This is a genomic window from Lacticaseibacillus baoqingensis, from assembly GCF_003946165.1.
Classification (GTDB): Bacteria; Bacillota; Bacilli; order Lactobacillales; family Lactobacillaceae; genus Lacticaseibacillus; species Lacticaseibacillus baoqingensis.
In genome coordinates this window covers 23,438-36,464 of the sequence record NZ_RHOI01000029.1, presented here as the reverse complement: position 1 = coordinate 36,464, position 13,027 = coordinate 23,438, and the positions used below count along the sequence as shown (strand labels likewise).

Annotated in this window: 15 protein-coding genes; all 15 read right to left on the bottom strand. The window is 50.8% G+C overall.

Translation table 11 applies throughout. The features are described 5' to 3' along the window. On the bottom strand, positions 1–176 hold a 176-nt coding region (locus EKM91_RS13940; protein ID WP_164508551.1), incomplete at its 3' end, for a helix-turn-helix domain-containing protein. Positions 177–401: 225 nt separating this feature from the next. Beyond that, a complete protein-coding gene (locus EKM91_RS10960; RefSeq protein WP_125753958.1) occupies positions 402–1,502 on the bottom strand; it encodes a DgaE family pyridoxal phosphate-dependent ammonia lyase in 1,101 nt (366 codons plus the stop codon). Next, positions 1,502–2,617 (bottom strand): amidohydrolase/deacetylase family metallohydrolase, encoded by a 1,116-nt coding sequence (locus EKM91_RS10955; RefSeq protein WP_125753957.1) that lies wholly within the window; start codon positions 2,615–2,617, stop codon positions 1,502–1,504. Before EKM91_RS10955 ends, EKM91_RS10960 begins: the two co-directional genes overlap by 1 nt. Positions 2,618–2,638: 21 nt before the next feature. Further along, positions 2,639–3,307, bottom strand: a complete 669-nt coding sequence (locus EKM91_RS10950; protein ID WP_125753956.1) for a DUF4310 family protein — start codon at positions 3,305–3,307, stop codon at positions 2,639–2,641. Between the two features lie 14 nt (positions 3,308–3,321). Continuing rightward, positions 3,322–4,101, bottom strand: a complete 780-nt coding sequence (locus EKM91_RS10945; protein WP_125753955.1) for a DUF4311 domain-containing protein — start codon at positions 4,099–4,101, stop codon at positions 3,322–3,324. Between the two features lie 2 nt (positions 4,102–4,103). After that, positions 4,104–4,469, bottom strand: a complete 366-nt coding sequence (locus tag EKM91_RS10940) for a DUF4312 family protein (protein ID WP_125753954.1) — start codon at positions 4,467–4,469, stop codon at positions 4,104–4,106. A gap of 9 nt (positions 4,470–4,478) precedes the next feature. Then, a complete protein-coding gene (locus EKM91_RS10935) occupies positions 4,479–4,841 on the bottom strand; it encodes an SFCGS family glycine-rich protein (protein ID WP_125753953.1) in 363 nt (120 codons plus the stop codon). A 12-nt stretch (positions 4,842–4,853) separates the two neighbouring features. Further along, positions 4,854–5,192 (bottom strand): PRD domain-containing protein, encoded by a 339-nt coding sequence (locus EKM91_RS10930; protein WP_225419507.1) that lies wholly within the window; start codon positions 5,190–5,192, stop codon positions 4,854–4,856. Next, complete coding sequence (locus EKM91_RS10925) at positions 5,176–7,032, bottom strand: BglG family transcription antiterminator (RefSeq protein WP_125753952.1); 1,857 nt, start codon at positions 7,030–7,032, stop codon at positions 5,176–5,178. The genes EKM91_RS10930 and EKM91_RS10925 overlap by 17 nt, the downstream gene beginning before the upstream one ends. A gap of 550 nt (positions 7,033–7,582) precedes the next feature. Then, positions 7,583–8,914: an FAD-dependent oxidoreductase gene (locus EKM91_RS10920; protein WP_125753951.1), complete on the bottom strand. Its 1,332-nt coding sequence runs from the start codon at positions 8,912–8,914 to the stop codon at positions 7,583–7,585. Between the two features lie 180 nt (positions 8,915–9,094). Beyond that, complete coding sequence (gene eutM, locus EKM91_RS10915; RefSeq protein ID WP_225419508.1) at positions 9,095–9,379, bottom strand: ethanolamine utilization microcompartment protein EutM; 285 nt, start codon at positions 9,377–9,379, stop codon at positions 9,095–9,097. Beyond that, positions 9,376–10,098: a phosphate propanoyltransferase gene (pduL, locus tag EKM91_RS10910; protein ID WP_125753949.1), complete on the bottom strand. Its 723-nt coding sequence runs from the start codon at positions 10,096–10,098 to the stop codon at positions 9,376–9,378. The genes eutM and pduL overlap by 4 nt, the downstream gene beginning before the upstream one ends. 20 nt (positions 10,099–10,118) lie before the next feature. Next, positions 10,119–11,717 carry an acetaldehyde dehydrogenase (acetylating) gene (locus EKM91_RS10905; protein WP_125753948.1) on the bottom strand — a complete coding sequence of 533 codons (1,599 nt, stop codon included), beginning with the start codon at positions 11,715–11,717 and terminating at the stop codon, positions 10,119–10,121. Between the two features lie 23 nt (positions 11,718–11,740). After that, entirely contained in the window at positions 11,741–12,385 is a 645-nt protein-coding gene (locus tag EKM91_RS10900) for a BMC domain-containing protein (RefSeq protein WP_125753947.1), read from the bottom strand. A gap of 11 nt (positions 12,386–12,396) precedes the next feature. Further along, positions 12,397–13,014 (bottom strand): cupin domain-containing protein, encoded by a 618-nt coding sequence (locus tag EKM91_RS10895; RefSeq protein ID WP_125753946.1) that lies wholly within the window; start codon positions 13,012–13,014, stop codon positions 12,397–12,399. Positions 13,015–13,027 lie beyond the last annotated feature (13 nt).

Below are 13,027 nucleotides of genomic sequence, written 5' to 3'. Positions count from 1 at the left end.
ACTTGACGTTCGTTCGGTCGCACCGTCTTATCTGCCAAAACGACTGACGCGTCATACAGCTCATTCCACGTGGCAAGTGCTTGATTGTAACAATAGCGGCGATAATCGCATGCGTGCTCCAATACGCGGCGCATCGTCGCGTTCGGGTAGCACCGGATCTTGTGCGTTCTCAACATGTTTTCACCTCCAACTTGCTTATAGATATCATAGCAAATTAAGATAAGGAGACCCTGTCGAGACATGATGAAAACCGTCATCATCTGTCCATGCATCAGTCAGCAATTTTTCACGAGTTTACCATTTCACAGTGGTCATTCTGCCTTCCACTTGATTACCGCAGAACGACTAATTGCCACAAATTAACGCATTATTCTACATTATCGATTACTGTTAATAACCTCCTATCCTAAAATCTCGTGTAAACGAGTCGTAATGGCCGTCATTTCTTCGGCATCCACCGCGCGAATGTCAAATTCGAAGACGCCTTCGTTGGCGCGATATTCCCGCGTGTAGATCGCTGGGTCACCGGCTTTGAGTTCGGCGACGACTTGCTTGGCGTCTTTGGGGCTGTCTGGTTGGATCGAGACTTCGGCGCGATAGATCTCACGCCCAGCACCGTCTTGCACACACTTGACGCTTAAATGCGGCACTTGGTTCAAGGCCGTGATAAATGGGTCAAGCCGCGCTTGCATTGCGGTGCCACTTTCTGGGCCGACTTCCAGATAATGCTTGACGGCAGTGGTGAAGCCTAAAATGTTTTCCTTGCCGATCTTCATGGCACGGCCTAAGCCTAAAGATTGCAGCTTCAACCAGCCAATGTAAGGCTTCTTGCCGAACACTAAGCCGCTGGCAGGACCTTCAAGTGCTTTGGCACCGGAGAAAACCACGATGTCCACGCCCATTTTGACGTATTTTTTGAGGTCTTCTTCTGCCGCTGCGTCTAAGATCAACGGCAAGTGGTGCTTGTGGGCTACGGCCAAGGCGTCTGGGATGGACAACATGCTCTTTTGCACGGTGTGATGGGACTTCACATACAGCACCGCTGCGGTGTTTTCAGTGATCATCATGTCGATATGTTCTGGGGTGCACATGTTGGCATAGCCGGCTTCGACCACTTGCCCGCCGCCTTCAACGATCGGGATCTCTTCTGGGGCCCCGTAATCGACGTTGTGGCCTTTGGGCATGACAATCTCGCGCTTGGTGTAGCGCTTGGCATAAGGGTGATAGACATGATACATACTGCCTTCGCCGATAACGCCGGCAACAGCTTCGGCTAAGCCGGCAGAAGCGGAATTAACCACTACCGCGTCTTCGGCGCCTAAAAGCTTGGCGATATAAGCGCCGGTCTTGTCCACCAGATCAGATATTTCAAAGAAGTGGGTGTCGCCGAATTGTTGGGCATCGATAGCGACTTGCGGCACCTTGGAAACGCCTAAGATCGTCATTTTGCCGCTGGCATTGATCACGTGCTTCAAGCCATATTCTTGATAGAAATCTGTCATTATTTCTCCTCCAAGTCATAAACATTACCAGCGATGATCGCATGCGTTGGCGTGATCAGCTGATGGCCGACGCGCGTATTGCCGTTGGAGTCCGTCAAAGTCTTTTCGCCTGCGGAGACCTTAAAGATCGTCACATCACCATCGCAGCCTGGGCGCAGGCGGCCTTTGTTCAAGAGATGGAAGTTATCTGCTGGCGCGAAGGTGACCATGCGAATGATCTCGGGCAAGGTGTAGCCGACTGTGAGCATTTTTTCCATGGTGGTCGCCATGTCATACACCGGTCCGTTTTCACGGTTGCGGTGGTAAATATCGGTGCTTAATGACTTGGGATCCAAACCATGATCGCGGGCGATCGCCATGGTGTCGAAGTTGAAACTGTCCGTCCCATGGCCGACATCAAAGATCACGCCGCGATCATAAGCGTCATAGGCAAAATCGCGGATCGTCTTGTCTGGAGCGATAATGCCATTGGGTTTGCCATTGTAGGCATGCGTCAAGATGTCACCTTTGCTCATGGCTTGCAAGACGTCTTTGAGTTCTGGCGGGTTGGCCCCAACATGGACCATCACCGGCATCCCCCCTAAAAGCGCCGCATAAGACTTAGTGGCCAATAGCGGCTTGATCCCGTTATCGACAACCACCGAATGACTTTCGCGCGCCTTGATGCCGACGATGAAATCGGGCAAATCGTGCACGGCATCAAATAAGGCCTGCTTGTTGATCTTAGAAATATCTCCCAGTTCATCTTGGGCCAAAATCCCTGTACGCCCAATATTGATCAAGGCATAGACATTGGTTTTCTTATCGCGTGTCACCCGGTAAAAATCACGGATGTTATCAGCACCAGTGGACCCGGCATCGATCACCGTGGTCACGCCAGTTTGGTAACCATCGGCATCGGGATCATCATAATATAAGGTCAATTTCTCATAGCAATGGGCATGATCATCGATCCAGCCAGCTGAGACATACGATTGGCCTTTGAGATCGATCACTTTTTTGCCTTTAGCGCCAGGCAAATGCGGCTCGACTGCTGCGAGCTGACCGTCTGTGATCCCGATATCCAGCGGCTGTTCACGCGCAGACCGCCCATTTTTGATCAAAACATCAAACACTGAGATTACCTCCTAAATTCATTACGACAACTTGATCGGGAAGAAGAACCCTAAGATCATCGCGCCAATAATGGCACCCCCGGAAATCGGCTTCTTCCATGCGTAGAAAATCGCTGCGCCGACAGTGGAACCGATCCCGATCGGAATGCTGGCCGTGCAGGCACTCAAGACGATCAGCGGGCCCAGGAACCGCCCAGTCTGGTTCCCGGCGCCCATCATGACGTCAGAACCAAAGGTGGCCCCACTTTGATTAATGGTGAATTTCCGGACTAAGAAGATCACTAACCCGATCAAGACCCCTAAGATGGCCCCGGTCAAAATCGCCAGCCAGAAATTGGACACCAGCGACTTGGCGCCAACAGATAGCAAGATCGCTGGGATCCCTAAGCCGACCCCAGTCAAGATCGAACCACCAAGATCCAAGATCCCGACTAATGACCCTTCAAGGATCCGGGCAAATAAGAAACTGGCGCCAAATGCGGCCGCCGCCCCATAAGACCCGCCTTCGATCCCGGCTTTCAACATTGCGACAAAGGCCACTTCGTTAAACGCCCCAACGCCGTAGTTATAATACATTGACGTGCCGGCAAAGACCCCAGAAGCCATCATCGCCACGATGATCACAAAACCCCAATCAGCATGCCAGAAGTCGTTGGGAATCGTTGCTTCAGTTTGTTTTTGATCACTCATTGAATGTCACTCCTTTACTTCACGTTCAAGAGGCCATGGAAGTTAGTCAGCCACTGTGGCACTGCCAAGTGGAAGGCTTTGATCATGGTCATATCGAATCCACGGAAGAAGCCGCTTAAAACAAACAGCAAGATCGCTGCAGTCAAGATGATCTTGGTCGTCTTGGTCCAGCCCAGTTCATCGACCCCTTTGCCGATCAAGATGCCTAAAACGACTCCAGGCACAGCGTTGCCAATGATCAACGCAGATACCCCGCCAAAGACCGTCCCGAATAACCCAGAGCGGCGGCCGGCGTCAATAGCTGCTAACCAGAACAAAACCGGCATTACCAAGTTGATCAAGTTATTGGCCGCTGGTACTAAAACTTTGACCGCGGTGACTTGCAAAGACGCTGGAATGGAGCTTGACGTGACGTTCAAAAACGCCACGACCACCATGCCGATCACCATCCCCGCCCAAGCCATGCGCTTAGGGTTTTGGAAGGATTTTTGCGGATCTTTATCTTTCAACAACAACGCCGCAGCCGCCCAGTTAGGGATGACCCGGTGGGTGATATCTTGGGTGAACGCCCCGGCCCCAACCGTGGAGGCCCAAGCGTTGAAGAAGAACCCTAAACCAAAGCTAAAGTGCGACGCCGCGTCGCCTTCAGCGGCATTCATTTCCCCTAAGGTCCGAAACGCCCCTAGTGCTTGCGTCTTTGGCGCGGTGAACATCCGCGCAGCGCCCATGCCGGTGGCAAATCCCACTAAGCCGCCAATGATGAGTGACTGGAATAATATCGTGAGCACATGCATAGTTACTTGACCCCTTTCGATGTGCGCTTAAACCGCGGCAACGGCAGCGCATCTGGTGACTGCAGTGTCTCTTGATCAAACTGCAACGCATCTAAATCGATACTGGTGATGGTCACTTCCACGTCCAGCTTCACGTGAAAAGTGGTCCGCTGGCGCTTGAAGAAGAAGAAGAGAAATTTCTCGGTATAAGTCTCTTCCTTCAATAATAATGGCGTGACCTGCTCCGGAATGATCCGCAAAATGGTCTTGTGGGTGTTGGCGATCAATTGCTTTTGAATATTCGCCAACGCGCTGGCGAATGCTTGTTGTTTCGTCTCGCCAGTGCCTTCGACCACCACTGATTGCTTGCTTTCAACATTAATCGCCATATTGCCCTCCTACTTAGCTTCAGGATGCTTTTTGAAATACGTCTCTGCGAGCGCTTTGCCTAGCGCTTCTTGATCCATGAAGCCAAACCCTAAGACTTTGATGCCATCTTGCACAGCGGTGATACCTTCTTGGATCGAGCGCATCCCGTGGCGTTCCGACCAGCCGAACTGGTTGTGCGCGGTGATCGCCCCGGCACCGCCGGAACCGCAAAATGAGATCCCCATGTCGGCTTTTTCTTTGTCCATCACTTGGCCTAAGCGCATATCGGCACCCATGCCCGGTACAACGACGGCAGTACCGCCAGCGGCTTCAATGCCTTTGGCCACGTTTTGGCCTTTGCCCATCCGATCAGCGATAACGACTTTTAACATAATCAAGCCCTCCTAGAGTTGGTTTTTTGCAGCTTCAAAATGAATCGACAACACATACTTTTCAGACGCCCCTAGATGCCCCACGTCATCTACGACTTGTTGGGCCAAGTCGAGCGATTGTTGCGACACCTCGGAAAACATGGCCGGATCGACTGCCGGCAAGGTTTCCCCAGAACGCGATCGTTTGAGCATCTCGATGAGGTGATTGCAAAGCACCTGCAATTGGGTATCGGTGAATGTGATCCCGGCTTTTTTCGCCGAGTCGACCGTGAACTGCAAGAGTTTGCGGCTGGCTGCCGGATCGGCACTTTCATCAAGCATTTTCTTAATTGGATCAGTGGTTTCTGGCATTCATGCCACCTCCTTCAGTGGTCTGCGTTAAATTTAAATATTCAATAATGGCATGACACTCAGCGCGGTTGATCGCCAATCCATATCTGGAAAAGACGGATTCGATTTGGCGCACGAGCTTCGGTGGGTCATTGGCGACCACGCCTTGGTACTGTTGGTTGAACATGATGCGATGCACTGCCAAAAACACATGCATGATGAACGCATCGGCATAATCCGGCGCGATTTTTTGCGGCAAGATCGCTTGCAAGTCCGAATAAATGCTGAACATCTTCAACACCGTTTGTTGCACTTGCCCGGCCAAGTCCGCTTGCGGTTGCGCCGGTGCCGGCTGCGCTTGCGGCTGCAAGGCGTCTGGCGAAAGCTTCAATAGCTTGGCCACGATTGCCTTGATCGTCGCAATATCAGCAGGGGTTGGCAGCGGTTGGACTTCAACGACTGGCACCTTCACCCCTTTTAAGGGGAAAATGCTGACGACTAAGTCTGGCGCTTCTTTTTGGATCAGCTGCCGCGCCGTATCCAAACCGGCAAAGCCAACGATCTCAATGTTCGAGATCGATTCGGCCAAGCGCTGCTGGATCAAATTGGTGATCCCTAACCCCGTCGCACACACATAAGCGATCCGGACGTTTTGCGTGCTTTGCGGGCGGCGCTGCAGCGAGACCATGAAATGCAGCGCAACAAATGAAACAAACGCATCGGTGATCGGCGTATCTACCAGCAGCTGGCGGCTGGTGCGTTTGATCGCCGCAAATAATTCTGGGTACTCAGCTTTGATGTCATCGGTGAACGGGTTGTATGATTGCAGCTGCTCATCGCCGGCACGGTGGTTGGTCAAGTGCAAGTAGAGATTTTCTTGCAGTTGACTATCAAGGGTAAAATCGATTTGCGTTTGCGCACTGATCTGCGCGATCATTTGCCGCACCGTCGCCACCATATTTTGACTGTCGGCGCGTTCCAGCTGCGTGCCTAAGATGTAATGATAATCATCACTCAGCAGCGGCAGTTCAAAGTACGCATAAGTTCTTGCGATCAAGTAACCGGCAAAACTCTCGGCGACTTCTTCAGGCCGCAGCTGCTGATAACTATTCAGCGGCTTGTTGATGCTTTGGCGGCTGATCGCGATCGTCAAGCGGATCAATAGCGTCATTAATTGTTCCAATTCTGGGGCTTGTTCATGCACCACGATCAAGTCGATTGCTTGGGCCAGCACCGTGTTGAACAAATGATTCAACGTAGTATCTCGGGTCAACAATACCCCTTGTTTTGGCAGGCGCTTTTGCGCCAAGGCATCAGCGATCGCTGCAGGCAGGGTCTTGCGGCTCAATTCGGCAAATAAGATCTGCGCCATCAAATGGCGCAATGCGACTTCATCGCCGGCAACTTTAAAGCCATAGTAATTCTTACTGATCAAAGTCAAATGCTGTTCAGCTAAGTACTGCCGCAGCTTTTTGAGATCGTTTTTTAACGTTGTGGGACTAACATCGACGCACGACTGCAATTGTTGCATGGTCATAAACTCATTGGTTTGCACTAAAGCTAAGAACAAAACCGTCATCCGCGCCGTTGGCTGCAAATAACTGGCAGCTTGCACGTCATCGACAGCCAAGCGCAATTGTTGCCGCTGCTTGGTGTCTGCCGTGATCCAAATCCCTTTATGCGGTTGACTGGCTAAACTGGCAGCATGCTCGCCTAACCAGTCGCGGATCGTATTCAAGTCGTAGCGCATCGTGCGTACCGAGACGTTATGGCTATTGGCCAATGCTTTTGCAGTTAGCGGCACCTCAGCGTTGACTAGCGCCTTGACCACTTGTTTTTGTCTGGTGGAAAGTTCCGCCATATCATCACCCCTTGCCTCTTGCACAACCTTATTATTGGTCGAGACCGCAAAGGAAACAAGGTGAACCTTTTGCACCATTTATCGTGCAACGATTGGCGAAATTAAGCACAATATTTGGCTGTTTCGTTTGGGCTGAAATCTGTTTCGCCTGCTAATGTATGCGCTCTCAAAGTCCCTAAATCAGCGATTTAGATCGATTTAAGCTGTTATCATGGCACGCCAAATAAAGGTGTGAATTTTTTCACCATTCGCACCTGGTCTAATTTTTTGCATAAGGATTGCACCATTATTAATGCTTGGTATTTGTCAGTTTTAATAACATGTAACTAATGGTTGTGCTTACTTTACGCCTAGGGGATGAAGCCGTCTAGTGAATGGGTGATGTTTGCTGACACAAAGGGGAAAATTTTTTGGATGGGGCAGCACCGTCACCATTGGGCATCCCGCCGCCGAGCCGGTTTCAAGTTGGCGATCAGTAACACGCAAAAAACGACTAGCGAAAATCTCTAGTCGTTTGATTGGCAACTTTGCGTAACTTGAATTGAACCGCTTACTGTTTTGCCACCGCCGCCATGGCCACTTTATTGACCCAGTTGACCGGTTGATCAAAGTTTGGCTGGAAGAACGTATCCAGCATGGACAAGGTATCGATCGTCATATGTGTCTGGATCGCCATGGAAATCATATTCGCGGACATCGACACATCATGTTCGGAGTAAAAGGCCCCGCCTTTGACTTGGCGCGTCCGGGGATCCCAAGTCAAGGTCGCTTGTACTGGAGTGGTTGACAACATAAAGTCAGGCCGATAGTTTTCTGAGATCGTCACTGATTCCAGCTTGATGCCGCGTGCCGCCCCGCCGGCAACCGTTAAGCCGCTGGCAGCAATCGTTTTGCCAAATAATTCAACCGCACTGGTTGATTGGGTGCCAATATAAGCCTGCTTAGGCGCGGCGATGTTTTCGCCGACTAAGATCCCTTGGCGCACCGCATTGGTTGCCAAAGGAATGTAGTCAGCCTTGCCCGTCGGATTGTAATGCACCGCAGCCGAATCGCCTGCGGCAAAAATCTCCGGTCGCGAACTGCGCATGTATTGATCTGTGATCACCGCGCCATTTTTCAACATCCCGACTTTGCCGCGCAATAAGCCGGTGTTTGGTCGGAAGCCAACGGCTAAGATCGCGATATCGGCAGCATAGCTGCCTTTATCCGTCGTCACCGTTAACTGTTGGCCATCTTTAAAGCCGATCACCTTTTGCCCTAACGCTAAGGTCACCCCATGAGCGCGGTAATCGTCTGCCACTTTATCGGTGATCTCCGCATCAAAGTTTTTGGCTAAAACGCGATCAAATGCATCGATCAACGTCACTTGCTTACCGGCTAGTGCATATTGTTCAGCTAATTCAGCACCAATATAACCAGCCCCGATCACGATCACTGAGTTGATCTTATCGACTGTGGCCCGCAATTTGTTGGCATCTTGCCAATTCTTACAGTGGTAAACATTTTTTGAATCCACTCCCGGGATCGGCGGCACCACTGGCGCAGAGCCTGGCGTGAACACGAGCTTATCATACGATTCCGTGCGAATATCGCCGGTGACCAAGTTTTTGACTTGTAACTTCTTTCCGTAGACATCAATGGACAAGACATCATGTTGCATGCACATCTTCGCCCCGAGTTGACTCAACGCCTCTGGTGAAGAATAAAACATCTTATTTGGATCAGAGACATGATCGCCGACCCATAAGGCGATCCCACAAGACAGAAATGACAACGTATCATTGCGTTCATAGACGACCACTTCATAGTCAGGATGCTCGGTCAAGATCTGCTGGGTCGCAAAAGTCCCGGCATGTGTCGCGCCAACAACAATAATTTTCATTAGTCAACTTCCTTTCATTGGCTGGTGACACCGTGTATGACAGTCATGTTTTGATGGGGTCACCATGATTAAAAAAGGAGCCGATAGACAATGGTCTACCGACTCCCCCAAGCCACATACTAGCACCTGTTGTAAAATCTTGGCTCACGAGACACGTCAGATCAGGCGCCTATGCGAAGCTTATTTGGCTTCGGGATGTGGCAAAATCCCTTCAACTTCTGCGTGTGGACGCGGAATAACATGGACGGATAGCAATTCGCCGATGCGTTGGGCTGCTGCGGCACCAGCATCAGTCGCCGCTTTGACCGCACCAACATCCCCACGAACCAAGACGGTTACCAACCCGCCACCAACGTGTTCCTTGCCGATCAAAGTGACGTTAGCCGCCTTGACCATGGCATCAGCAGCTTCAATGGATGGTACTAAACCTTTCGTTTCGATCATACCTAAAGCGTCTTGCATTATTCGTTACCTCCAATTATTTTGATTTTCGCTGGCATCCCGGAGGTTACTCCGAGTGCATTAGCTTCTTCTGTATCGATATGGCATTCCAACCCGGAGTGAGCTTTGGCGCGAATAATGACATTATTCAAGATCCCGCCGCGTAACCCTTCAATTTCAAGCGAGACGGTTTGGCCATCGTGTACTCCGAATTCGATTGCTTGTTGCGGTAGCATATGGATGTGGCGTTGCGCAATGATCAAACCATCAGGCGTCTGAATCGAAGTCTTTGGTCCTACCACTGTGATCCCCGGGGTACCATCAAGATGTCCCGAAAGCCGCACCGGCGCTTTGGCGCCAAGCTTAAATTGATCTGATGCTAAGATCTCGATTTGGGTATGGCTGCGGACCGGACCCAAAATACGGACTTTAGTGATCGACCCCTTAGGCCCGGCAAGCATCACGGTTTCCTTGCTGGCAAATTGACCCGGTTGAGACAGATCCTTCAACTTCGTCAATTGATACCCTGTGCCAAACAGCGTATCCAAGTCTGCTTGAGACAGGTGAATGTGACGGTTAGAAATCCCGATCGGTACCGTATCTTTTTGTTCTGGTGCCTTGCTGGTCGCACAACTGGTCGCGTCCACTTGATCTTGTGGATTACGACCGGTACGCGGCGTCGTTTGTTCCAGCTTCAGCGCACCAGTTAATATGTTGATTGCCCTTTCGTATTCTTCATCCATTTTCTCACCTCCTTTAAAGGTTATTTGTCATTCATTGCCAACAACAATTTCTTCACAACGTCAGCAAGTTTGTCTTTATCGACCTTGCCAGATTGCGCATCGAAGGCTTGTTGGATCGCAGCCGGGCTTTGCTTGAGCGGTTCCGGTGTCGTCACCGTCTTGCATGCAGGCGCCGCGTCTTGATCAGAAGAATAGGCTGGTGTGGCGGTTTGGGTAGTGGCTTTTTCATCAAAATGGAAAGTCGGATCATCGTCAGCTAATGTGGTGACATCCTTGATCCCGCAAGCCACCGTCTTAATGTTCAACAAGTGCTTTGGACCCACGTTTTCGGAAACGGAAGAACCACCCATGGTCCCACAACCTAAGGTAAAGGCGATCGGCAAACCGGTACTCAAACCAGTCCCGCCTTGGCTGCCGCCAGTGTTGACCAGGATCCGAGAAGCCGGCTTAGCGGCAAACTTCAAGATCATTTCTGGATCATTGGTGTGCAAGCTCATGGTGTGCCCGATCCCGTTTTGTAACAAGCGAATGCTTAATTCGCAAGCTTCATGCCAGTCTTTGACACTATAAAAGGCCAACACACTGGTCAATTTTTCATAAGACAGCGGATAACCATCGCCGACGCCGCCTTGAGGCCCAACTAAGACTTTGGTATCAGCTGGAATGGTAATGCCGGCGCCTTTGGCGATCACTTGCGGTGAACGGCCGACGTACTTGGCACTCATCGAATGTGACCCTGGACGGAACAAGACCTTGCAGACCTTAGCGGTTTCTTCTTCACTCATGAAGTAGCCGCCTTGCGCCTTCAATTCAGCGATCACTTGGTCTTTGTTGCTTTCTTCAGCAACGATCGATTGTTCAGAGGCACAAATCGTCCCATAATCAAACGACTTGCTGGCAATGATGCGCGCTACGGCGTCATGCACGTTAGCCGTTTTTTCAATGTAAGCCGGCGAATTCCCAGCACCAACGCCAATGGCCGGTTTGCCGGCACTGTATGCCGCCTTGACCATCCCAGGGCCGCCAGTGGCGATGATCAAGCTCACGTCTTTGGCATGCATCAATTCATTAGTGGATGGCATCGTTGGGGTGGAGACACAGCCAATGGTTCCTTTTGGCGCCCCAGCTGCTTCTGCCGCATCCGCCAAGATCTCAGCGGCTTTATAGGTACATTTTGCAGCTGCCGGATGTGGGGCAAAAACGATCGCATTGCGGGACTTAATGGCGATCATCGCTTTGAAGATCACCGTCGAAGTCGGGTTGGTCGAAGGCACGATCCCCATGACCAAGCCGACTGGATCAGCCACTTCAAACGTCTTATTGGCTTGGTCTTCTGAAACGACCCCGATCGTCTTTTGATCCTTGATCTGGTTATACAATAAGGTCGCTGCCGCATGGTTTTTATACGCTTTGTCCTTCACCTTACCAAAACCAGTTTCAACCACTGCCATTTCGGCGAGTTCCGCCGCATGTTCTTCAGCGGATTCCACCATATATTGCAAGATGTGGTCAATTTGTTCTGCAGTGAAAGTCGCCAGTTGGTCAGTAGCGGCTTTACCTGCTTTAACAAGATCTCTCGCTTCTTGGATCGAGCACAGATCTTTATCGAATTGTTCCAATTGTCAGATCCCCTTTTCATTCATTACGCTTCATTTTGGTAAAAATCGATCAGCAAGTTGACTAAGCTATTCTTGCTGAGCTGATACACATTCTTATGCTGCTTGATAAATTCTGCTTGTTTCTTGGCAAAATTGCGCAGTTCATTGATCTTGAACTGACCTAAGTAGGCGGCTGCTTTTGCCTTATCTGCCACGATCTGCTTGAAGTAGGCGGCATCTAATTTATTCGGTTCCGCTGCTTTTGGCTTGGCCTCAGTCGTTGGTGTTGAAGGGTCTGCGGCTGGTGCTGGCGGCGTGGCTGGTTCATCGGTTGCAGCGGTGGTTGCCGCTTGATCGACTGGTGTTTCAGCCGTTGGCGCAACCGCTGTCATTTTTGGCTGCGGGGCAGCAGGCGGAGTTGGCTGCACGATTAAATCGAGCATGCCATCTGGCCGCGGGATCACATCTGTGGTAAACAGGCTGTCTTCTGATAACCTGCGTACCGCAGTCGTCGCTGCATCGACTGCAGTTTGGATCGCGGCGACATCGCCGCCCATCAACGTTGCGACTAACCCCCCACGGACATACTCTTGGTTGATCAAGTGGACATCGGCGGTTTTAAGCATCACGTCAGTCGCTTCGATCGCAGCGATCAAGCCGCGCGTTTCTACCATTCCCAGTGCTTGCATCTAATCACTCCTCACTCAGCATCGGCCCAGTTGGAAGGATAGGTCGTGTAGAAAATATGAGCGTGGTCTGGAGAACTCCAGATAACGTGTGAATCCTTTGGTACGAATAAGACGTCTCCGGCTTTGCCAGAGTACTTCTTGCCGTCGATCGTGACTTCTAACGTCCCAGAAATGACATAGTCGATTTCTTCGTAAGTCAGATGCCAGTCAAACGCAGACTTTTCGATTTCCAAGAAGCCGGCACTCATATGGGACTCATCTTTGCTGACAAGCTCTTGAAAATGGGCATTGACCTTCGGATCGCCAGTATCAAACACATCCATCTTGACGGTATCGCCATGCACTAGCTTCAAACCGTTGGGATGTACACAGGCTTTGAATGGTTGTGCTGGGGCTTCAACGCCACCGTTGGCGATCAATTCCTTCAACATCGCAAACAAATCTTCTTTGGTGATTTCATCAGCGCTCATAGTTTTAGGTGCCTCCTCTCGTTGGACAAACGTCATGCCGTATTCAACGGCAAGATCTTTAGCCGCAGGTGTGACCAACGCATCTTTATCCAGGACACACTGAGTATCACCGTTGGTATGGGCTTCTTCTATTGTTTTGACGCAAATCAGTTGCTTCATAACACCGCCCCTT

Bases quoted from the DNA above. Each gene is read 5' to 3' on its own strand.
- EKM91_RS10960 (WP_125753958.1), bottom strand. From the start codon at position 1,502: ATGACAGATTTCTATCAAGAATATGGCTTGAAGCACGTGATCAATGCC.
- EKM91_RS10950 (WP_125753956.1), bottom strand. From the start codon at position 3,307: ATGAGTGATCAAAAACAAACTGAAGCAACGATTCCCAACGACTTCTGG.
- EKM91_RS10945 (WP_125753955.1), bottom strand. From the start codon at position 4,101: ATGCATGTGCTCACGATATTATTCCAGTCACTCATCATTGGCGGCTTA.
- EKM91_RS10940 (WP_125753954.1), bottom strand. From the start codon at position 4,469: ATGGCGATTAATGTTGAAAGCAAGCAATCAGTGGTGGTCGAAGGCACT.
- EKM91_RS10935 (WP_125753953.1), bottom strand. From the start codon at position 4,841: ATGTTAAAAGTCGTTATCGCTGATCGGATGGGCAAAGGCCAAAACGTG.
- EKM91_RS10930 (WP_225419507.1), bottom strand. From the start codon at position 5,192: ATGCCAGAAACCACTGATCCAATTAAGAAAATGCTTGATGAAAGTGCC.
- EKM91_RS10925 (WP_125753952.1), bottom strand. From the start codon at position 7,032: ATGGCGGAACTTTCCACCAGACAAAAACAAGTGGTCAAGGCGCTAGTC.
- EKM91_RS10920 (WP_125753951.1), bottom strand. From the start codon at position 8,914: ATGAAAATTATTGTTGTTGGCGCGACACATGCCGGGACTTTTGCGACC.
- pduL (WP_125753949.1), bottom strand. From the start codon at position 10,098: ATGGATGAAGAATACGAAAGGGCAATCAACATATTAACTGGTGCGCTG.
- EKM91_RS10900 (WP_125753947.1), bottom strand. From the start codon at position 12,385: ATGCAAGCACTGGGAATGGTAGAAACGCGCGGCTTGATCGCTGCGATC.
- EKM91_RS10895 (WP_125753946.1), bottom strand. From the start codon at position 13,014: ATGAAGCAACTGATTTGCGTCAAAACAATAGAAGAAGCCCATACCAAC.